We start from the raw sequence: 23,252 nt of genomic DNA on the forward strand, positions 1-23,252 counted from the left end.
CGCTATCTATTGCATGTTCAGCTAGTTTTTCTGATTCATAACATTGCATATTTATTTTAGTTTTGCAACACCCTCAAAGATAATAAGCCAATCCCGGCTGCGGCAGAATCTAGTACGAAAAGCGAGGATGGCAAAAAATATACATTTAAACTACGTAAAGATGCAAAATGGTCAAACGGTGATCCTGTAACAGCGAAAGATTTCGTATTCGCATGGCAGCGCTTACTTGATAAAAATACAGCTGCAGAATATGCGTTTATTGCCTACTATATTAAAAATGCAGAGGCAATTAATAAAGGTGAAAAACCACTAACAGAATTAGGCGCAAAAGCGGTAGATGATTATACGCTAGAAGTAGAATTAGAAAAACCAGTACCGTATTTCTTAAACTTATTAGCATTCCCGTCATACTATCCACTAAATGAAAAATTCGTAAAAGAAAAAGGAGATAAATACGGTTTAGAAGCTGACACGACAGTGTATAACGGGCCATTCGTTATGTCTTCTTGGAAACATGAACAAGGATGGCAGCTAAAGAAAAATGATAAATATTGGGATAATAAAACTGTGAAATTAGAAGAAATTAATTATAGTGTAGTAAAAGAAGTTGCGACGAAAGTAAACTTATATGATACAGGATCAATTGACTTTACATTACTATCAGGAGAATTTGTAGATAAATATAAATCGAACAAAGATGAGTACGGTGAGTATTCAGAAGCAAGTACATTCTTCTTACGTTTAAATCAAAAGCGTAACGGACAAGATACACCGTTAAAGAGCAAAAAGCTTCGTGAAGCAATTGCATTATCAGTTGATAAAAAGGGATTGGCAAATGTAATTTTAAATAATGGATCAAAAGCAACTGATCAATTGGTTCCAAAAGGGCTTGCGACAGGGCCTGACGGTAAAGATTACCAAGATACATTTAAAAATGGTTTGAAATATGACCCGAAAAAAGGTGCAGCAGCTTGGGAAGCAGCGAAAAAAGAACTTGGAAAAGATCAAGTGACAATTGAATTACTAAGTTATGATGATGGAACTGCGAAAAAGATTGCTGATTATGTTAAAGATCAAATTGAGAAAAACTTAAAAGGTGTAACGATTAATACAAAGATTCAGCCGTTTAAACAAAAATTAAAATTAGAGACTGCACAAGATTATGAAATCTCTTATGCAGGTTGGAGTCCAGACTACGCGGATCCAATGACGTTTATTGATATGTTTGAGTCGAAGAGCCCGTATAACCAAATGAGTTACTCAAATGCCAAATATGATGATATGGTATCAAAAGCAGGTAATGAATTAATGGGTGATGCGAAGAAGCGTTGGGAAACGTTAGGAAAAGCTGAAAAACTATTCCTTGAAGAAGATGCTGGGCTCGTTCCTTTATATCAAACAGGAAGAGCGTATGTAATGAAACCGAATGTTAAAGGAATTGTGAAACACAATATTAGTCCAGAATATAGCTTTAAGTGGGCTTATGTAACAGAAGGGAAATAATAAAAAGGAGCGTTTTAAAGGTAGATAAATGACTTTTAGAACGCTCTTTTACTATTAAATTAAATAGAGAAGAATAAGAAAAGTGGCACTTACATATAGTAGATGTGGGAGAATTCGTATAGTAATAGTTATTGTGATTATTAGATTAATTATTCAGAATATTCATAAAAACACTTTACAAATCAGAAGAAAATAGTAGAATAATAATTAGTAAGAATTTTCTAATAAATAAATCGAAAGAAAGTCTCTCAAAGTTAGTTTCGTACATATAATTGGGGAGGGTACAAAAATGAAGAAAAAGATGAAAAAGTTTACGGCGGTTGTAGCGCCAGTATTAGCAATGAGTGTGGCGTTAACAGCATGTTCTGGATCTTCTGGTGGGGAGAAGAAAACGACTACGACGTCTAATAGTGGCGGGGAAGAGAAAAAATCCGATATTAAATATGCGGCACAGCAAGTAATGAATCGTACAGAAACGAATGAAATTCCGACGATGGATACTTCTAAAAATACAGATACGTTAGGTTCTCAAATTTTAGGAAACACGATGGAAGGGTTATATCGTCTAGATAAAGATAACAAGCCAATTCCAGCGGCGGCAGAATCTAGTACGAAAAGCGAGGATGGCAAAAAATATACATTCACATTACGAAAAGATGCAAAATGGTCAAACGGTGATCCTGTAACAGCGAAAGATTTCGTATTTGCATGGCAACGTCTAGTAGATCCAAAAACAGCTGCAGAATATGCGTTTATTGCTTACTATCTTAAAAATGCAGAGGCAATAAATCAAGGGAAAGCAGAAGTTTCTACATTAGGTGTAAAAGCGGTAGATGATTATACGCTGGAAGTTGAACTAGAGAGACCAGTACCATATTTCTTAAATTTAATGGCATTCGCGTCATACTATCCATTAAATGAAAAGTTCGTAAAAGAAAAAGGAGATAAATACGGTTTAGAGTCTGATACGACAGTTTATAATGGACCGTTTGTACTTACTGATTGGAAGCATGAACAAGGTTGGAAATTAAAGAAAAATGATCAGTATTGGGATAAAAAGACTGTAAAACTAGAAGAAATCAACTATAGTGTAGTAAAAGAACCAGCTACAAGAGTAAATTTATATGATACAGGTGCGATTGATTTTACACTTTTATCAGGTGAATTTGTTGATAAGTATAGAAATAATAAAGAAGAGTTTGGTGCATATTCAGAAACAAGTACTTTTTACTTACGTCTAAATCAAAAACGTGGTGGGCAAGATACACCGTTAAAGAGTAAAAAATTACGTGAAGCAATTGCATTATCAATCGATAAGAAAGCTTTAACGAATGTCATTTTAAATGATGGTTCAAAACCAGTGGATTATTTAGTACCAAAAGGTTTAGCAGCTGGACCAGACGGTAAAGATTTCGCAGAAACGTTTAAAAATGGTTTAAAACAAGACTCTAAAAAGGCAGCAGCAGCCTGGGAAGCTGCGAAAAAAGAACTTGGAAAAGATCAAGTGACAATAGAGCTATTAAATTATGATACTGGTAATGCGAAAAAGGTTGGGGAGTATGTAAAAGATCAAATTGAAAAGAATTTAAAGGGTGTAACAGTAAATATTAAACTTCAGCCATTTAAGCAAAAACTAAAATTAGAATCAGACCAAGATTATGATTTCTCATATGGCGGCTGGAATCCAGATTATGCGGATCCAATGACATATCTTGATATGTTTGAAACGAAAAATTCACAGAATCAGATGAGCTATTCAAATTCAAAATATGATGACATTATTAATAAAAGTAAGACGGAATGGATGGCTGATGCAAAAAAACGTTGGACAGAGCTAGGGAAAGCAGAAAAACTGTTACTTGAAGAAGATGTAGCGCTCGTACCTTTATATCAAAGTGGTAGATCGTATGTTATGAAACCAAATGTAAAGGGAATTGTAAAACATAATATTAGTCCGGAATATAGTTTCAAATGGGCGTATGTAGAAGAGAAATAGTAAAAAAAAGCGTTTTCAAGTTGCAACATTGTACTTGAAAATGCTTTTTTTTCTGTGCACTATTTTTTTGAGGATGAATATATGTATTATAGAAAACTTGAAGGAGAGTCCTATGAAGCGAAACACATACATTGATTTCCTAGCGTATTACGGAATAGGAAGTGCTCATCCTGGTGGTTTTACGTTAACAAAACAATTGTTAGCACAACTGCCTTTTAAATATGGAGCGAATGTCCTTGAAATAGGTTGCGGTACGGGAAAAACAGCGGCATATATGACAAGGGAATTTGGTTATAAAGTAACAACTGTTGAAAAGAATGAAATTATGATTCAAAAGGCAAAAGATAGATGGTTGTTTGAAGGGTTAGATATACAATTAATTGAAGGAAGTGTAGAGCAATTACCTTGTTTGAATAACTCATTTGAGTTCGTACTTGGAGAATCAATCATCGCTTTTACAGAGAAAGAAAGGGTTATCTCGGAGTGTTACCGTGTATTACAGCAGGACGGTAAGCTTGTTGTCATTGAAATGATTATTGATAGGCACATTGATAAGGGTGAGGAAGAAAAAATCGCCCAATTATATGGCATGAAAGAACTATTAACTGAGAATGAGTGGGTACAATTATTTCAGAAAGCAAATTTTAAAAGAATTACAATTGCTGGCGGTGGCACGATTGCAGAAACGATCTCTGGCTATGTAGAAGAGCCAGAGTGGAATGTATCCTCACATATTCCGAATGAGTTATATGAGGCGTGGGTACAGCATGAAAATGTACGGCTTATGTACCAACACATTTTAGGGCATCGTATTTTTATATGTGAAAAATAAAGAAAAAGAGTTGGCTAAAGGTAGCCAACTCTTTACTATGTTAAATGAAAAATAATGCAGCTAATGTAATTCCGAAGATGAAACCAAATCCGAGTTCAACACCCCAGCCACAACCGCCGCCACCCCAGCCGCCGCCACCACAACTACCGCAACCACGGCCACCACATCCGCAACTGCTGAATCCACCACCGCATCCAAATCCGCAACTATCACATCTGCTAAGGCCGCCGCAAAGGTCACAACCACCGTTTGCATAAGCATCATAGTATCCGAATCCTGAATCAAAAGATGAGCGCTGTTGCACCGGTTCGATCCATACAGAGCTTTGTGTCAAATCGATTATTTTACCTAAATGTATACGGCCATCACGGTCTTCAATCCGAACAACTTTTCCGAAATAACGTCGGCATGTATCATAACATTTTTGTCTATGCATGTTCTTTCCTCCTTCCGCATTACAGTAATACGATATGTAAGGGGGACAAGTGCGGCTTGTATGAATGTCCTATCTATCATAATTGTTATAGGAAAGGGGAAATATAAGAAGAGGATATATAAGGAGGAAAAGGCATGAAATCTACAGATCAGTTTCAGACATACGAAGTACCGTGGGAAGAATTTATTGAAGCGTTGCGAGAGGAAATGAAGAAGCAAGTAGGGGCAGATATTATTGATACAGTAGTTTGCAATTTAGAAGATGGTTTTGAAGTGTATACATATGTGCAGGGGGATTTAGATTTTGAATATAAGGAAGGGCTTGAGAGAAAATACGGAAGTGATGCGAAGATACCTAATGTGTTAACGATAATGTTATTAGCTAGTATTTATAATACAAGTGAAGCGAATATACGCTTGCATGCGGATAATAAAGAGAATCCGATTGTTGAAGTGTATGTAAAGCAATGAAACACGCTGTGAAAGGCGTGTTTTTTATTTGTCCCGCTATTTGTGGGCAGTAAGACCCCCACCTCAAAATTCAGCGGAAGCAAAGAAGTTAGGTGGGGGCCCTGCGGCCCGTAAAATCCCGATTGGTGAGGGCTAATAATCAGTGGGGGATGAACAAAAATCCGACTGATTCAAGTTTCACTTTATATGGTAAAATGTTAGAAAATTGAGAAAGAAGGTGAAGGATTGGGAATTAAACATCTTAATTTAACAGTTACAGATGTAACAGCATCTAGAGTGTTTTTAGAGAGGTATTTTGGTTTGATTTGTAGTGGAACAAGGGGGAATGCCTTTGCAGTTATGCGTGATAATGATGGATTTATACTAACTTTAATGAAAGGAAAAGAAGTTCAGTATCCAAAAACATTTCATATAGGATTTCCACAAGAAAGTGAAGAACAAGTAGATAAGATAAATCAAAGATTGAAGGAAGATGGATTTTTCGTGGAGCCTCCTAAGCATGTCCATGCGTATACGTTTTACGTTGAAGCACCTGGTGGATTTACAATTGAAGTGATGTGTTAAGTCAAAAATCAAACTTTTTGTTATGTGTTTTTAAAATAAAAAGTAGGAAAAGTCTGTTTTAAGCGTGGAGCTTAAACAGGCTTTTTTACTTATATAATTGGATAGAGAATGCTAGAAGGAATATTACCCAGTGTATGATCTGTTTACATAATAAAGTTATGGTGGGTTAGTTGTCCTAAAATACAAGTCATATATCTTGTTTCCTCTCATAAATTTAAACATAGGAATTTGTCTACAAAGGTGGCGAAGCCTCATCATGAAAATTCGAATTTGTGCCACGTTCATGTTGTTTCTATTTATATGTTTACCTTTATCAGCTTTTGCAAAAGGAGAGGAGGCAAAGGAAAGGGTCGTTTCACTTGTATATGACGATTCGGGCAGCATGAGAAATAACGATCGCTGGAAATATGCCAATTATGCTTTGCAAAGTTTAGTTGCGCTATTAGATGAAAAAGATAAATTTTCTTACGTTCCAATGAGTAAGCCGAATGATCCATTAAACATTTCGTTAACGAAGGATAAAAGGCAAACAGAAATTGAGGGAATTGGAGCGTGGAAAACGTATTTAAATACTCCATTTAGCGCGGTAGAAACGGCGATGCAATCTATAAAAAAGGAAGCAGATATAGATGGAAAACGTGAATTTTGGCTTATTGTATTAACTGACGGGGCATTTAATGATTTAGAGAAAGATAAGGTTGGCGGAAAAGAACAAATTTTGCAGAAATTAGCCCAGTTTAAGAAAGAAATGGATGCAAAAAAGATATCGTTACACCCAGTCTTAATTACGATGGAAGAAGATTTAGGACAACAAGAAAAAGAACAATTAAACACGTTCAAAGAAATATGGAAGAAAGAGATAAATGGTGTTACTATGCCGTCAAGCGGAGAAGATGGCATTGTAAAAAGTGTAAATCAAGTGGCAGCATTAGTTGCAAATCGTGATCCATTCTCCTCTGTTGAATCGATTGTAAAAACGAAAGTAGTGGGGAAAAGAGTAGAGATTACAACACCGTTTCCATTAAAGCGTATGACGCTTGTACGACAATCGCCTTCTCTGCCCGATTATCAGGTCACACAAATTTCTAAACCATTACAATTACAATCTTCTTTTTCCATACATGCACCAGGAGAAGCAAAATTGTTCGGAAATATAGTTCATATAAGTACGGAAAATCAGGAAGTTATTAAACCGGGAACTTATACGATAGAAGTGGACCAGGACATTGAGAAAGAAGGACTACAAGTACTAGTTGAACCGGCGCTTAATTATACGGTTTCTACTTATGACAAAGATGATAGTAGTCAAAAAAATGTAGAGGAAATGTACGAAGGTGTTACTGCTGTTATTGAAGCGAAGCCTACGGAGTTGCCAGTTCAGTCTTCTTACTTTCAGGCAGAAGTAGAAATAGACGGAAAACAATATCCAATGAAGTGGGATGATAAAAGGCATGTGTTTTATTACGAAACTAAGCTTGGTAAAGGGTTAGTACGCGGGAAAGTTCATATGAATATAAAGGGGTTTTATAGACAGACGAAAGAATTTAAAATTGAAACAGCTGAGAAACCAAAATTATCACTTCAAACTGTTACAAAAGATTATGAAGAAAAAGTGACAAATTTAGAGAATAGTAAACCATTTGTTTTGCAGCCACAGTTAGATGGTAAGCCGATGACAGAAGAAGCTGTAAAAAAACTATTAAAATCTACGGGTGTCACATCTAAACAATCAATCAATTATGAAATAAAGCAACATGGAAATCAGATCTATGTTTATCCTCGTCCCTATTACTCCGACACATTTAATTTTACAGATACCGGCACCGTAGAAGCTACCATCGTAATGCAGGATTCAAAATTACAAGAAGTAAAGAAAAACATAACATTCCATATTCAAGATGCTCCGTTTTATGAAAAATATGCGCTTATTTTTAAGTTTGTCATTCCTATCACTTTATTACTACTAGTAGTAGGAATCATTGTTTTAGGATGGATTGTTCGGCCAAGATTTCACCGGAAAGCACTACTGTATTATGAATGGGATCAAGAGGTAGCGAAAGATTGGCTATATCAATCTGAACCAGAATTACTTCGAAATAAATGGTGGAACCATTATTTTGGTATCCCATTTAGAGCAGAAAGAAAAACAGTGCAATCCGTTACGTTTATAGCGAAGAAAGGTTCGAAATCTGTCTTTGTAGCGAAAGAATCACAAGTAGTTGGAATGATTATTGATGGGATGTTTATAACAAATGATGAAGTAGGAATGGAACATAAGACACTATATCCAAATGAACTTTTACTAATTGATAGAGGATATGGTAAGGAGATTTACAAGTACGAATGTGAATAGTAGATAGGGAAAAGAAGGGGATGGAGTATTGATTCTCTTTCCCTTTTTTCAAACAAGCAAGAATAGGAAGGTGGTTCACATGACATTACAAGTTCCAACAATATTAATTGGTTTAGGTGGAATCGGTAGTACTGTGACGCATCAAATATATGAAAAATTGCCTGAAGAGCGCCGGAAAAAGGTAGCAATGCACGTATTTGATACAGATGTGAATACATTGAGTAAATTTGATCATATTCGAAAGTTTAAGACACAAACGAGTTCTAGTAAAACGCCCAGGGAGTATATTGCAGGAGATCCAACAATCCCAGAGTGGTTTCCGATGGATCCGACTATACTTGATAAACCATTAACAGAAGGAGCAGGACAGTTACGCGTCATTTCACGTTTAGCGTTACGTGCTGCGATGAAAGAAGATAAATTAACGTCCTTTTGGCAAGAAATTGAGAAAATTTTTCCGGTTACAAGTGATCAAACAGAATATGGTGTGCGTGTCATTATAGTAACATCACTAGCAGGCGGAACAGGTTCGGGGATGTTTCTGCAAATTGCATTATATTTACGTGAAATGCTTCGGAAGAAATTGCAGCATCATAACATTTTAATACGCGGTGCGTTTTTAATGCCGGATGTTTTAGTAAAGACGAGAACAGTTAGTGCGAAAGAGTTTGAAACGGTGCAAGCGAACGGCTATGCATCGTTAAAAGAATTACATGCTATTACGCTCGGTTCTACTGGAGAATTATCAAAACGCGGCGGTGTAACAATTGAATTAGAGTATCGCCCTGATCAAGTAGATGAAGACGGAAGAACGAATCATACAATTAAACAACATCATTTACCGTACAATTATTGTTTCTTATACGATTATGAAAACCTACATGGACACCATTTACACAATTTATCAGATTATATGGAACAGATGGCAAATACAATTTATTTACAGTTATTTAGCCCGATGTCCACAAGTCATTTTGCACAAGAAGACAATCAAATTCAGCAATTAGCAGAATCAAGCGGAAAAGGACGATATTGCGGGGCAGGAACGGCAAAACTCATTTATCCGTATGAGCATGTGTTAAAATATTGTGCTTTAAAATGGGCTGTGCAAGGTTTAGATGAATCGTGGCTTCATTTAGATCAACTGTTTCAAGAGAAGAAGCAAAGATATGACCAAGATGTAAAACGTGGGATGCAGCGTGAAAAGCCGGAGAGAGGTAAAAGTTATTTAGAGGACTTGGAACATCTTGCTACCCGTCCAGAGCAAGCTCATATTTTCTATAGACAAATGTACAATGAAACGCGTGAAGGAGCAGAAGGTGGTAAGCTCGGAGTTGCGAAATCAAAACTGTTTTTAGAAGCTGTAGAAAGTTATGTACAACGCACGGTGCAAAAAGATGAGGAATTAAATCGTTTGCAACATGAGTGTAAAATTTCAGCTGCGAAACTGAAAATGATGGAACAAATGAAAGGCGAAGTGGCAAGAGTGGATCATGCGGTTCGCTTATATGCATATGCGATTCCGAGCCGTGTACATGAACATGTAACGACACTTTTATATGACATGATTGAATCAGACCGCTTTTCACCAAGTGGTTCTGAAGGGCAGTCCTATCAATTAAATACATGGTTTTTAAAGAAAACAGATCCAGTTCACCCAGTAGCAGCACGTTTTATGTTATATGAAATTCGAAAGCAGTTAGTAGAAAAAATGAATCGACTACATGAAAATAATGAGCAAAAGCGTAATGTAATTCAAAACTACGATAAAAAATTTAATGTAGGTAATATCGATGGAACGGTAACGGCTGTACGCCGAGTAGAAATTGCTCAACAACAAGGCTGGTTCGGAAAAATGATTAATAATCAGCAACGTTCATTCAAAAGAGAATTTGAAGACATCGTAACGCAATATGTACACAAATTAAATGAATATCGAAAAGAAATGCTATTAGAACTTGTGTATCAATCGCTATATCAGGCAGTTAATAAAATGATTCAATATTGGGAAAGATTTTTTGATAATTTACATGAAACACGTGAAAATTTATTGTTTGAAATCCAAAAGCGCAGTAAGGAATTTGAAGGGAAAACAAACCCGACGAATGTATATGTATTAGCAGAGGAACAGCTGCAAGAAAAGATATGGCAAGATATGCAGCAACATTTAAATTTAGGTGTACTACCGAAAGATATATCAGCGGAAATTTATATGAGTTTGTATGGGGAATATTGTCGTGATGCGAAAACAGAAGAGATTCAGTCGAAAAAGGTAGAGGATTTCTATCGCGAACATATACTGAGCTATTGTTATGACGAACTGCAAGTACGCTATCGTGATAAATTAGAATTGAATATTATTGAAGCGTTGCGAAAAGAAGCAGATTATAAGAAACGTGATCGCAATGAATACGTGCGTGAAAAAATTGAAGACCTGTTCCATTTAGCAAGTCCGTTCATTCCGAAAGTTGCTCATCATAGGGAATTACAATATTGGGGTATACATCCTTCTTTAAAGAAAGAGCTACAAGAGGAATTAATTCAAGAAATGTTTAAAGAAAAAGATACAGTACACGAAGCCTTTTCGCCATTTGAAGTGATCTGTTATCGAGCGCATTATGGCTTATCTCTGCAAGATTTTCCTAAATTATCATCAGGACATATTTCAAACGGATTTATGAATGATAAAGGTGACTATTTCCAATCGTATTATCGCCGTGTAAACAAATTAAATAGTAAAAAATCTAGTTTAACGCCGCATTTAGATAAGTATTGGCACTTACCAGCCTTTATGCCAGATTTGAATGCGACTCAAACAAAATTAGATTATGATAAATGTAATCGTGCATTACTATACGCATATATGTATCGTTGGATTAGTTTAGTTGCTGTTGATGGACAGTTTGTGTATCAATATAACGGTGTGGGACGTAGCTTTTTAATTCAGTCGATGGGGAAAAATATTTCAAGCGAAAGTTATAAATTACACAGAGCATTGCTTCATAATCCGTTTATTTATGAAAACATCTTGTCACGATTTGAAGAAGAGCAAGAAAAGGCGATGATACAAGGTGGACATTTATATACACATCCGTTCGTATTAGGAGCCCAAGATGTAAGATGGCTTAGAAAAGAACATGTCCACAATCTTTTAGACATGATTTTAATGTATGACCGTGAAGCGAAGTATGATCCGACGTTAGAAGAAACATCAGATGAATTATTAAGACTATTCCTTGATGAAATCGAGTTGTACTTCCAGAACTATTACGGTACAGGTGCTGATATGGTTGCAAAGAAAGAGAAAGAAATGTTTATTAAACAATTGTGGGATCGCTCGCATGCGAAAGGATATGTAGATCCAAATAGCGCTCCGTATAAAAAATGGCAAAATTTATTAAGTATTCAAGATGAAGAAGAAACGCCAAAAACGAATGTATAGTGAATGAAAAGGGAATCCTTAAAAGTGGCAATACAACTTTAGAAAAGAGGGATTCTGATGCCGTTTTTAGGAAGTGTATATCAAATATTTGGGTTATATCCGGAACTTTATTATGGGATGATTTCAGCAGAGTTGCAAGAGGAAGCTCAGAAGGAGCATCTTGAAAATAGTAGTGCAGAAGCTGAAGTGGAAGAATAAAAAAAGTGCAGATGAAAATCTGCACTTTTTTGTTAGTATTAAAATGGTGAAATAACCTCAAATGAATTATTATTTTTGAATAATAATTCATTTGAGGTTATTATGATTTTCATTACATTGTATGTAATGAAAATTGTATGAAAATCAATGTAATAAAATGCATATGAATATTAAGGTGGAAAACAACAATGTTTTTGAGAAAATAATTATGTATAAAAATAACATTTGATACATAATCAACCGATTATTTTTGAGTGATTTATTATTGACAATATAATTAATTATATGATAAATTCAATCAGCGTTCTTAATGGGTTTTTGGTATGGATAATATTTTGAAAATTCAATACGGTATAAAGAGATTGATTTTTCTGTTTTTATTGATACGGGTTACTAAGTCTATAGGGGAAGTGAACTATGTATATTTTTATTTTTAAAATAGAACAGTAATAAAGAATGTAACAAGTAAGAGATAAACTTGAAAAAGAGGTTTCAAAGAATGAGTCTTTTCATAAAGAAAGCAATGGATGAAGAAAAGAAAAAAGTATTGAATCAAACTTTAGGAGCGATTGATTTAACTCTTTTAGGTATTGGAGCAATTATTGGTACAGGTATTTTCGTATTAACTGGTATTGTAGCAGCGAAACATGCTGGTCCGGCGATTGTATTATCTTTTGTATTAGCGGCAATTATATGTGCATGTGTAGCTTTCTGTTATGCTGAATTTGCATCTACAGTTCCAGTTTCGGGAAGTGTATATTCATATACATATATGACACTAGGTGAGATTTTTGCATTTATAGTTGGCTGGTGTGTTATGCTGGAGTATTTATTAGCGACTTCTGCGGTTGCAGCAGGCTGGTCAGCATATTTTCAGTCATTGCTACTAGGTTTTAATATTCACATTCCTACGGTTTTTGCTTCGGCACCAGGAATGGGGAAGGGTGGAATCATTGATTTACCAGCAGTTCTTATTATTTTAGTTGTTACATTTTTATTAAGCCGTGGTGCAAAAGAAAGTGCACGAATTAATAATATAATGGTTATTATTAAACTGGCTGTTATTGTAGGATTTATTGTTGTAGGGACACAATATGTAAGACCAGAGAATTGGCAACCATTTCTACCGTTTGGTTTTCACGGTGTGGTAGGGGGCGCTGCTACTGTATTTTTTGCTTTTTTAGGATTTGATGCAGTTGCAACAGCCGCAGAGGAAGTGAAGCGTCCACAACGTAACGTGCCAATTGGGCTACTTGTTTCCTTGTTCATTTGTACCGTTCTATATGTAGGTGTTTCATTCGTGCTAACTGGAATGGTTCCGTTTACGGAATTAAATGTTGCTGATCCGGTTGCATATGCGTTGCGCACTGTAGGAGAAGATAGAATTGCTGGGTTGTTATCGGTGGGAGCGATAGCAGGGCTAACAACAGTTCTGTTAGTAGCTATGTTTGCATTTGTTCGTGTATCTTACTCGATGAGTCGAGATGGGTTGTTACCAAAAAGACTTTCAAGTGTTCATACACGTTTACAAACGCCATTTTTTAATACGTGGGTTACAGGTATACTAGCAGCTTTATTAGCGGGATTAGTGGATTTGAATTTATTAGCTAATTTAGTGAATATGGGAACGATAACAGCATTTGTGTTTGTATCTATAGCTGTCATTGTATTAAGAAAGACACATCCTGATATGAAGAGGCCATTCCGTGCCCCTCTAGTACCTTTTTTACCTATCGTTTCAATAGTAAGTTGTATATATTTGGCTTTGAACCTTTCTAAGCTTACTTTAATTAGTTTTGTGGCATGGATTATAATAGGCGTTTTCATATATTTTGTATATGCTAAAAAACATAGTAATGTTAGAAATGGAAATAGAGTATAGTCCATTGAAATAATACTTGTAATGGAAATGAAAACACGCTACTTATTCATATAAGAACAAGTAGCGTGTTTTTTCTATTTAATAATCCCATTTTCTAAAATTTTAATAGTTGGTACCACTTTCACATTAGCTTTTGAAAAGGCACTTGGCCAATCATCTTCAACTTGTTTCCATTCTTTATATTGAAATGCTCTCGCATAATCACCAAATCCGAATGGATCAAGTTGCTGTTTTTGAATTTTGTGGATTAAATCGTTTAAATCATTGTTTAGTTGTTTTGTAATAAGAGAAGTTAATTTTTTTCTATCATTATCTATATCCATGTTGAATGTAAGTTCAGATACGGCAATTTTTAAATCCATTTTAATATTAAATTTGAAGCGGTTATCGCTATAGTCTGTACCGATATCATGATTCATACTAAGAACATTTATTGTTATAAAATCGTCGCCTTTTGTATCTTTTAGATGGCTATTACTTTCAACTAAATTAGAGGGGATTTTCATTGTAAGTGAAACGGGTATATTAGCTTTCTTTTGCACCATAAGAAGAAGGGCGCTTTCATAGCGATTTAAAGACATCTTATAAGTTCCACGAGAGGTTAATAGTGCCGAACCGGTAACAATAACATCTTTCTTCCCTTTTTTTATTTCTGAAATAGCAGGAGTTATGCCTTTATTAAAAGTTTGTCTATGAAATTCATGGAATGTCGTAAACACGGTCCGATTGTATAGTTTGTTCGTATTAATTAAATCTGTTAAATATTCAGGAAGAGCAGGCTTATCTTTGAAATTATTATATATAACAGAAGAAATGGGTCCATCTACTGCAACCATGCGCATATTCCCTGTATTTTTAGGGTCGCGATACCAAACATCCAGATAAGGCATAGCTCCTTCTTGTTTTAAAAAATTCGTGCTAAACAATATAAGCTGTAACTTTTCTGTGGACACTAAACCGCTGCTTGAACTGTTAAACGTATCTTTTGCTTCTCGGGGTGTATGTACTTTCGCTTCATGAATTTCGTACTTTTTCTCTACATCTTCATTGAAAATAGGATTTACGTGATACACAATTAATTTTCCTTTTGCTTTTGCGTCAAAACCGTAAATTAATGAGATGGATTGTTTTTCTAAATCAAGCCGATCTTCACAACCTGCTAAAAAAATTATGAGAAAACAAAATATAATAAAATGAATAAAGCGTCTCATTTAAACTTTTCTCCTTTTCCAATGCTGATAAAGTGTCATGTATAAGAGAAATACAACTGGGAATAGAAAAACGATAAAATAACTAGCAGTTCCCCAAAATTCCCGCAACGCACTTATCTGATAAGAAGAAGGGATATAAAAGAATAAGATGAAAATACACCCGAATAATAAAAAATAAATAGGTAATGAACTGCCTTTTTTGTTAAGTAATTGATTAATACCATCTGAAGCAGTAAAAATATAAGGAATACAGGAATCAAAAATAATAAAGAGATAAAATGACAAAAAGATAATTTCAAACCGCTCAAGAAATGAGAAGTGAAACGGTGTAACAAGAGAAAGAGTTGGCCATAAAAACTTTGTTATACCATCTGGACTAAAATAAATAAAAGAAACGAACGTGATTTGAAGATAAATAAATAACGTAATCAAATTTGCAATAACAATTCCTTTTTTTGCAGATGCTTTGTTAGTTAAATAAGGATAAAGGACAAACGCAAACTCAAATCCGAGAAACGCAATGATAGTTGATTTTACGGTGTTTATAATTGGTAGCCATCCTTCCTTGATAAGAGGAAGAAGATATATAAAATGCCCATCTTTAAGAGGAATAAATAATAATAATGGCATCCAAAGTGTAAAGATGACAGTGAAAACAGCAAAACGACTAATAATAAGTGCTCCTTTACATGCAAGCATAAGCATTGGAATAGATAGCAAAATCATAATTAAAGACATAGGAGATCTAGGTAAAATCCAAATATGAATAACGTATAAGAGGGAAAAAATTAAGGAAATAGCTGCGAGTACAGCATATAAAATCCAAAAAATCATTACTACTCTTCCTAGCCATTTTCCAAGATAGCGTATCAGCACATCAAGTAAAGTATATCCTGGATGTTTTTCCATGATTTTTACAATACATAGACTGACTAAAGTAGTAATGACACATCCGATAATAATAGACATCCAGCCATCTGTATTCGCTCCTTGTGCAACTTCACGCGGAAGTGTAAGTACGCCGAATCCGACTTGAACACCACTAATAGTTAAAATGTATTGAAATAAAGTGATCTCCCTCTTTGCACGTTTTGTCACTAATTCTCCTCCTTTTCTTCAACATCTCTTTGTCGGTTATCTTGTTTTAATTGTAGAGATAGTGGCCGTTTCTTCATAATTTTCCATGGAAAACGTATAAGGGTATCTTTTAAATCCGAAGCATATGACGGAGAAAAAGGACTACCATATGGTACACCAAGTGATTCCATAGAAAGAATATGGATGATAATGATTGCCATTCCAACCATAATTCCAATGACGCCAAATAAAGAGGCGGCTATCATCATTGGGAATCGAAGAAGCCGAATTCCTGCTGACATTTCTAAGTTAGGAATAATGAAGGAGGCAACCGCAGTAATTGATACGACGATAACCATAACGTTACTCACAATCCCAGCTTGAACCGCAGCTTGTCCAATTACAATTCCTCCTACGACGCCGATTGTTTGTCCAACAGGCCCAGGAAGCCGAATCGCTGCTTCTCGGAGCATTTCGAGAACTAATTCCATTAATAAAGCTTCTAATATGGGAGGAAAAGGAATTTTGGCTCGAGATTCTCCAATCGTTAACAACAATTTGAGCGGAATCACTTCATAATGGAAGGAAATCATAGCAATATAAAGAGCAGGAGCAAATATTGCAATAAATAGCCCAGTGAAACGAAGGAGTCGTATAAAAGATGGAATCATAGGTCTGAAGCTGTAATCATCTATCGTCTGAAAGAAGGATGAAAAGGTCATAGGTCCTATTAATACGCCTGGTGAGCGATCTACAACAACAGCAATTCGCCCATTCAAAATATGATGTGCCGTTGTGTCAGGACGTTCAGTGATAGACAATTGTGGGAAGAGAGTATAGGAATTATCTTCAACAAATCCTTCTAATTCACCGGTAGTAAGAATAGCATCTACTTTGATTGATTCAATGCGGCATGCCATATCTTGTACAACATCTTCGTTTGCAACATCTGCAAGATAAAGTAAAAAAACTTTAGAGGTTGCTCGTTCGCCAACAGTGAATTCCTTCACTTTTAATTCGCGATTTGGAATATAGCGACGAATAAGTGCGATACTATCACTTGCCACTTCATTAAATCCTTCGTGTGAGCTTTTTATGGAAGTCTCTGTTGTAGGTTCTTCAATACTCCTTTTTGGCGCCGCCTGTGTATCTAGTTCTAAAGCTGATAATTGCCCGTTTATAAATAAAATACTTTTGCCATGTAAGAGAGATTGCTCAATGTCTATCCACTTCTGAACTTTTTTAATATTCCCTATAGAAATAGAAGATTCCCAAAAATCGTCTTCATTCCATTCTTTAAATAAGAGAGGACGAAGAATATCTACATTAATAACAGTTTTATCTACAAGTCCTTCCATATATATAAGAGCAGCTTCTTTTCCGTTTTTTAACGGGAAAGTGCGTGTAATTAATTCTGGAATACCACTAAATAATTTGGATAAGTGTTTAAGATTAAGCGGCATGGAGGAAGAAATTTCTTTATTTAATACAGTTTCAGATTGCTCATGTGTAGAGAAAGATTTTTCGCCCCTTATCCATTTTCGAAAAGATTCCATATATTCACCTTATTCCTCGTTGAACTTTATATGGGTTATTATGGATAGTTACATACAGACATATGCGCAGTTTAAAATTTATATTGTATATTTGTACATTTAACGCTATAATTATAGTGTTAAAGATGGAATCGTGATATGACCTGTTATGAATCTATCGTTTTATTTATGAATAAATGGATTGGTATTTTAGCAAGATGTGCTAATAAACTACTCCACCATGATGATAGCGTGCCCAAAATGTGGTGCGTATATTTTCGTGGTGGAGTTTTTTTATTCTCAAAAAGGGGGAAAGACCATGAATGACAACATGGTTCATATTACAATTGACGGAAAAAAGTATACAACGGAGCCTGGTTCAACGATATTGGGTGTTATTAATGAGAACGGGATTGAACATCCGCAAATTTGTTACGTGCCGGAAGTAGATCCTATTCAAACATGTGACACTTGTATTGTAGAAGTTGACGGAAAGTTAATGCGTTCTTGTTCGACGATAGCAACGGAAGGTATGAACGTTGAGCGTGCTTCTGTTCGCGCAAAAGAAGCACAAACAGAGGCGATGGATCGGTTACTAGAAAATCATTTATTATACTGTACAGTATGTGACAACAACAATGGGAACTGTAAACTGCATAATACAGCAGAATTAATGGAAATTGAACATCAAAAATATCCTTATGAACCGAAAGTAGATGTAAGTGAAGTTGATATGACGCATCCGTTTTATCGCTATGACCCTAATCAATGTATTGCATGCGGTCAATGCGTTGAGGTGTGTCAAAACTTACAAGTAAATGAAACGTTATCGATAGACTGGGAAGCGGAACGCCCACGAGTTATTTGGGATGAAGGAGTAAATATTAATGATTCTTCATGCGTTAGCTGTGGTCAATGTGTAACGATTTGTCCTTGTAACGCTTTAATGGAGAAAACGATGCTCGGTGAAGCTGGATTTATGACGGGATTAAAACCAGATATTCTTGAACCGATGGTAGATTTAATTAAAGAAGTTGAGCCTGGATATAGCGGTATTTTTGCGGTATCAGAAGTGGAAGCGGCCATGCGTGATACTCGTACGAAGAAAACGAAAACAGTATGTACATTTTGTGGTGTAGGTTGTTCGTTTGAAGTGTGGACGAAGGGGCGTAAAATCCTTAAAGTACAGCCATCTTCAGATGCACCAGTTAACGCAATTTCCACTTGTGTAAAAGGGAAATTTGGTTGGGATTTCGTAAATTCTAAAGAACGAATTACAAAACCTTTAATTCGTAAAAATGGAACGTTTGTTGAATCTACATGGGAAGAAGCACTGAATGTAGTTGCAAATAAATTAGGTACTATTAAAGAAGAGTACGGTAAAGGTTCTATCGGATTTATTTCTTCCTCTAAAATTACAAATGAAGATAATTATGTAATTCAAAAATTAGCTCGACAAGTATTTGGAACGAATAATATCGATAACTGCTCACGTTATTGCCAATCACCAGCAACGGATGGTTTGTTCCGTACAATTGGTATGGGCGGTGATGCAGGAACGATTAAAGATATTGCGCAATCTGGTCTTGTTATTATTGTAGGATGTAATCCGACAGAAGGTCATCCAGTTTTAGCTACACGTATTAAACGTGCACATAAATTACACGGACAAAAGTTAATTGTAGCTGATCTTCGTAAAACAGAAATGGCAGAGCGATCAGATGTCTTTATTAGTCCAAAACAAGGAACAGATCAAGTTTGGTTAATGGCTGTTACTAAATATATGATCGATCAAGGTTGGCATGATCAAGAATTTATTAATGAGAATGTAAACTTCTTTGGAGATTTCAAAGAAAGTCTAGAAGAATATACACTTGCATATGCAGAAGAAGTAACAGGTATTTCAAAAGAAACACTTATTCAAATGGCTGAAATGATTCGTGATGCAGATGGTACGTGTATCCTTTGGGGTATGGGGGTAACGCAAAATACAGGTGGTTCTGATACTTCCGCTGCAATTTCAAACTTACTTCTTGCAACAGGGAACTATCGTCGTCCAGGAGCAGGTGCATACCCACTTCGAGGTCACAATAACGTACAAGGTGCTTGTGATATGGGTACTTTACCAGGATGGCTTCCAGGATATCAGCACGTTACTAACGAAATGGAACGTGCGAAATTTGAAACTGCTTACGGAGTGAAAATTGATAGTGAACCAGGTCTTAATAATATTGAAATGCTTCACGCAATTGACGAAGGAAAAATGAAAGCAATGTATCTTGTCGGAGAAGATATGGCTCTTGTAGATTCTAATGCAAATCATGTACATGAAGTGTTGTCGAGCCTTGATTTCTTCGTTGTGCAAGATGTTTTCCTTTCTAAAACTGCTCAATATGCAGATGTTGTATTACCAGCAGCGCCATCTCTTGAGAAAGAAGGTACTTTCACAAATACAGAGCGCCGTGTCCAAAGATTATATCAAGTTCTTCCTACGCTAGGAGATGCGAAACCAGACTGGTGGATCGTCCAGGAGGTTGCGAATAAACTAGGGGCAAACTGGAATTATAGCCACCCAAGTGAAATCTTTGCTGAAATGGCAAGTTTATCACCATTATTCTCGCAAGCGAACTATGAAGTGCTTGAAGGATGGAACAGTTTCCATTGGGGAAGTTTTGATGGAACAAATACACCACTTCTGTTCCAAGATGGATTTAACTTCCCAGATAAAAAAGCTCGTTTTGCGATTGCTGACTGGGTACGTCCAGCTGAATTTCCAGCGGAGTTCGACCTTCACATTAACAACGGTCGTATGCTTGAGCATTTCCATGAAGGGAATATGACAAATAAATCAACAGGTATTCAAACGAAAGTACCTGGTGTTTTCGTTGAAATCTCTCCAGACCTTGCAAAAGAACGTGGCGTAAAAACAGGTTCGTTAGTTCGTCTTGTCTCTCCTTTTGGAGCATTAAAATTACGTGCACTCGTTACAGATCGTGTAAAAGCGAATGAGTTATATTTACCGATGAACTCTACAGATAACGAAACGGCAATTAATTTCTTAACAGGTCCTGCTGTGGATGTACGTACGAATACACCTGCGTATAAACAAACGAAAGTGCGTATGGAAGTGTTAGAAGTTGATGGCGAAAATCCGATGCCAAAAGCGAACCCACGCAATAAAAAACGTCACCCTCAAGCTGGAATTGAGGTACATCGTAAGTGGGCACGTCCAGGGTATGTGCATTTAACGGATAAGTAGGAGGAGAAAACTATGGCTGCACCTATAAAAATGATTCAAAAACAAGAATTAACTGAGGAAGAAATAAAACAGCAAAAATTAGATGATTTAAAGGAGCTTTTAACAAATAATGAAGAAGCTCTAAATCAGATGTTTAATATAGTAGGGGAATTAAATGACATTGGAATGCTAGAAGCTGCAAATTCTATGCTGAAAGCGAAAGAACCAATTGCAAAGATTGTTCTAGGTCAAGTAACTCGTGAGCCTGTTACAAATTTAATTAATAATATGATGGGTGCTGCAGGTGCGTTAACTGAACTTGACCCAGAACTTACGAAAAAGCTTATAGGTAGTTTATTAGTCGGGCTAGAAGAAGGTAATGAACATCTAGAAAGTAATAAAAAAGTAGGGGTATTCGATCTTATGAAAGTATTGAAAGACCCAGATATTAACCGTGCTATCGGGTTTGGACTTCATTTCTTAAAAGGTATGGGGAAAGGGTTAAGAGACGAATAAATTTCATGAAGTGAACCTTTCCGCCCAAATATTTGTAGGAAATAGTTTGGGCGGAAGGCTCATTTTGGTAAAATATATAATAAAGTAAAATGAGGCTTTTGGGAGGTATAATTGTATGTCAAAAAAAGTACATGAATTTAATGATATGATACGAAAACTTCGAAAGGAACTTTTCGGAAAAGGACCAGAACGAATTCATACTGTTTTTGCAGAAAATATGGCTATAGCGACTCTTTATGGAAACTTAACACCTACTGAAAAATTTATTTCAAGTACGATGGACGGTGCGGAAATGGTTCATATGGCTAGAACGAAAATGATTCAAGAGGTGTATGCTGCGAATTCCCGTGAACATTTGGAGGAACTTGTTGGAGCAAAATTAGTGAATTTGTTTTCAGATATGAAAGTAGAAGAAGATATTGCAGTTTCGGTATTTGTTTTTGATAAAAATATAACGTGAGAGAAGGATACTGATCGTGAAACCGATACAGGTAGAAAGAGAAATCTTTCGTTATGAACAAGGGGCGTTTAAGCATATAGAGGACAGCATTGTAACAGAGTTTCCTGTCACCATTAAAATGAACGGACAGGAGTTTGTTACAATGGTTAGTACTCCAGAATATATAGAAGATATGGTAATAGGCTTCTTGGCGTCTGAAGGAATCATTCGGAAGTATGAAGATATTGATAGCATATGGATGCAGGAGAAAGAAGGATTTGTACATGTAACAACGACAAAAGTAAATCCGTATTATGAACAAATGCAAAATAAACGATATATTACGTCTTGTTGTGGTATGAGTAGGCAAGGGTTTGTTTTTGCTAATGATGCACTAAGTGCAAAAAAAATGAAGGGTGTCCATGTACAGGTTGCGGCAGAGGATTGTTTTCGGTTAATGAAAGAAATGCAGCAATCTGCGGATACGTTTCATCATACTGGCGGGGTTCATAATGCAGCTTTATGTGATGTGAATGGTATTATTTTAAGCCGAATGGATATTGGTAGGCATAATGCACTAGACAAAATTTACGGTTATTGTTTAAGAAACGATATTTCTATAAAAGATAAAATCATTGTTTTTAGTGGTCGTATTTCTTCGGAAATATTATTGAAAGTTGCAAAAATCGGTTGTGAAATTATACTATCAAAATCAGCTCCAACTGAATTAGCTTTGCAACTAGCGGAAGATTTAGGTATTACGACAATAGGATTTATTCGTAATCACTCCTTAAATGTATATACCCATCCAGAACGTGTTTTAAATATAAAATAAAAGTGAGGCAATGAAGATGAAATCAGTTACATTAGACAAGTTGCAACGTCCGTTAAAGGATTTACGTATTTCAGTTACTGATCGCTGTAATTTTCGCTGCCGATATTGTATGCCAGAAGAAATATTTGGTCCTGATTACTCGTTTTTGTCTAATGATAAAATTTTATCTTTTGATGAGATTGAAAGGATAACACGTATTTTTGTTTCTTTAGGTGTAAGAAAGTTACGAATTACGGGCGGAGAACCGTTACTTCGAAGAGGTCTTCCGCAGCTTATTGAGCGCCTTAATAAAATTGATGGTGTAGAAGATATCGGTTTAACAACCAATGGATCGTTACTTAAAAAGTTTGCTCCTGATTTATATAAGACGGGACTATCACGTGTAACAGTTAGCTTAGATTCCTTGGAAGAAGATCGGTTTTTCTATTTAAATGGTAATAGGAGCAAAGTGCAAAGGGTTCTGGAAGGAATACAGGCTGCAGCTGAAGTTGGAATGAAAATTAAAATAAACATGGTCGTTCAAAAGGGAAAAAACGAACAGGACATTTTACAGATGGCGCAATATTTTAAGGAAAATAAGCATATTCTTCGTTTTATTGAGTATATGGATGTTGGAAATTATAATGGTTGGGATTTAAAAGAGGTCGTCTCTAAGAACCTGTTTAGAATCTATGGTATAATCTGTACAAAAAAGGATATTTTCTATGATACATAATTATACAAGT

16 protein-coding genes and 2 pseudogenes are annotated in these 23,252 nt (G+C 35.7%); 14 read left to right on the plus strand and 4 right to left on the minus strand.

Translation table 11 applies throughout. The features are described from left to right. Positions 1-75: 75 nt before the first annotated feature. The 3 genes and pseudogenes from ACQRBL_RS16950 to ACQRBL_RS16960 form a co-directional block, all read left to right on the plus strand. A pseudogene (locus ACQRBL_RS16950) lies at positions 76-1,503 on the plus strand (peptide ABC transporter substrate-binding protein); the annotation flags it as partial. A gap of 289 nt (positions 1,504-1,792) precedes the next feature. After that, on the plus strand, positions 1,793-3,499 hold the full coding sequence (locus ACQRBL_RS16955) for a peptide ABC transporter substrate-binding protein (RefSeq protein WP_411996592.1): 1,707 nt from the start codon (positions 1,793-1,795) through the stop codon (positions 3,497-3,499). A gap of 112 nt (positions 3,500-3,611) precedes the next feature. Further along, on the plus strand, positions 3,612-4,331 hold the full coding sequence (locus ACQRBL_RS16960) for a class I SAM-dependent methyltransferase (protein WP_000828255.1): 720 nt from the start codon (positions 3,612-3,614) through the stop codon (positions 4,329-4,331). A gap of 40 nt (positions 4,332-4,371) precedes the next feature. Here the strand turns inward: ACQRBL_RS16960 and ACQRBL_RS16965 are convergent, their stop codons facing one another. Continuing rightward, complete coding sequence (locus ACQRBL_RS16965) at positions 4,372-4,767, minus strand: hypothetical protein (RefSeq protein ID WP_023522709.1); 396 nt, start codon at positions 4,765-4,767, stop codon at positions 4,372-4,374. A 134-nt stretch (positions 4,768-4,901) separates the two neighbouring features. Here ACQRBL_RS16965 and ACQRBL_RS16970 point away from each other — a divergent pair, with 134 nt between their 5' ends. From ACQRBL_RS16970 to ACQRBL_RS16995, 6 genes are all read left to right on the plus strand, one after another. Then, the gene (locus tag ACQRBL_RS16970) at positions 4,902-5,237 is read left to right on the plus strand and encodes a hypothetical protein (protein WP_000842905.1); all 336 of its coding nucleotides are present in this window, start codon (positions 4,902-4,904) and stop codon (positions 5,235-5,237) included. A gap of 225 nt (positions 5,238-5,462) precedes the next feature. Continuing rightward, the gene (locus tag ACQRBL_RS16975; RefSeq protein WP_411996593.1) at positions 5,463-5,801 is read left to right on the plus strand and encodes a VOC family protein; all 339 of its coding nucleotides are present in this window, start codon (positions 5,463-5,465) and stop codon (positions 5,799-5,801) included. A 256-nt stretch (positions 5,802-6,057) separates the two neighbouring features. Further along, positions 6,058-8,154, plus strand: a complete 2,097-nt coding sequence (locus ACQRBL_RS16980; RefSeq protein WP_097920567.1) for a vWA domain-containing protein — start codon at positions 6,058-6,060, stop codon at positions 8,152-8,154. 79 nt (positions 8,155-8,233) lie between these two features. After that, complete coding sequence (locus ACQRBL_RS16985; protein WP_097920566.1) at positions 8,234-11,596, plus strand: tubulin-like doman-containing protein; 3,363 nt, start codon at positions 8,234-8,236, stop codon at positions 11,594-11,596. A 57-nt stretch (positions 11,597-11,653) separates the two neighbouring features. Continuing rightward, the gene (locus ACQRBL_RS16990) at positions 11,654-11,794 is read left to right on the plus strand and encodes a hypothetical protein (protein ID WP_001116193.1); all 141 of its coding nucleotides are present in this window, start codon (positions 11,654-11,656) and stop codon (positions 11,792-11,794) included. Between the two features lie 499 nt (positions 11,795-12,293). Further along, positions 12,294-13,676: an APC family permease gene (locus ACQRBL_RS16995; protein ID WP_109737196.1), complete on the plus strand. Its 1,383-nt coding sequence runs from the start codon at positions 12,294-12,296 to the stop codon at positions 13,674-13,676. A gap of 74 nt (positions 13,677-13,750) precedes the next feature. Here the strand turns inward: ACQRBL_RS16995 and ACQRBL_RS17000 are convergent, their stop codons facing one another. Genes ACQRBL_RS17000 through ACQRBL_RS17010 form a run of 3 tightly spaced genes read right to left on the minus strand, consistent with a single transcriptional unit; the run spans position 13,751 to position 17,520 of the window. After that, entirely contained in the window at positions 13,751-14,887 is a 1,137-nt protein-coding gene (locus ACQRBL_RS17000; RefSeq protein WP_411996594.1) for a Ger(x)C family spore germination protein, read from the minus strand. After that, the gene (locus tag ACQRBL_RS17005; protein ID WP_097920564.1) at positions 14,888-15,985 is read right to left on the minus strand and encodes an endospore germination permease; all 1,098 of its coding nucleotides are present in this window, start codon (positions 15,983-15,985) and stop codon (positions 14,888-14,890) included. Then, positions 15,985-17,520: a spore germination protein gene (locus tag ACQRBL_RS17010; RefSeq protein ID WP_097920563.1), complete on the minus strand. Its 1,536-nt coding sequence runs from the start codon at positions 17,518-17,520 to the stop codon at positions 15,985-15,987. The genes ACQRBL_RS17005 and ACQRBL_RS17010 overlap by 1 nt, the downstream gene beginning before the upstream one ends. A gap of 298 nt (positions 17,521-17,818) precedes the next feature. On the opposite strand from ACQRBL_RS17010, the gene fdhF reads away from it, so the two are divergent. The 5 genes and pseudogenes from fdhF to ACQRBL_RS17035 form a co-directional block, all read left to right on the plus strand. After that, on the plus strand, positions 17,819-20,758 hold the full coding sequence (gene fdhF / locus ACQRBL_RS17015) for a formate dehydrogenase subunit alpha (RefSeq protein WP_427734976.1): 2,940 nt from the start codon (positions 17,819-17,821) through the stop codon (positions 20,756-20,758). 12 nt (positions 20,759-20,770) lie between these two features. Continuing rightward, the gene (locus ACQRBL_RS17020) at positions 20,771-21,253 is read left to right on the plus strand and encodes a DUF1641 domain-containing protein (protein ID WP_023522701.1); all 483 of its coding nucleotides are present in this window, start codon (positions 20,771-20,773) and stop codon (positions 21,251-21,253) included. 115 nt (positions 21,254-21,368) lie between these two features. Beyond that, positions 21,369-21,713 carry a DUF2294 domain-containing protein gene (locus tag ACQRBL_RS17025; protein WP_000039582.1) on the plus strand — a complete coding sequence of 115 codons (345 nt, stop codon included), beginning with the start codon at positions 21,369-21,371 and terminating at the stop codon, positions 21,711-21,713. 16 nt (positions 21,714-21,729) lie between these two features. Next, positions 21,730-22,527: a formate dehydrogenase accessory sulfurtransferase FdhD gene (gene fdhD, locus ACQRBL_RS17030; RefSeq protein ID WP_063548306.1), complete on the plus strand. Its 798-nt coding sequence runs from the start codon at positions 21,730-21,732 to the stop codon at positions 22,525-22,527. 16 nt (positions 22,528-22,543) lie between these two features. Next, positions 22,544-23,182, plus strand: a pseudogene (locus ACQRBL_RS17035) (GTP 3',8-cyclase MoaA); the annotation flags it as partial. Between the last annotated feature and the right edge of the window lie 70 nt (positions 23,183-23,252).

The sequence above is a fragment of the Bacillus sp. AF62 genome (assembly GCF_050312695.1).
GTDB classification, from domain to species: Bacteria; Bacillota; Bacilli; order Bacillales; family Bacillaceae_G; genus Bacillus_A; species Bacillus_A cereus.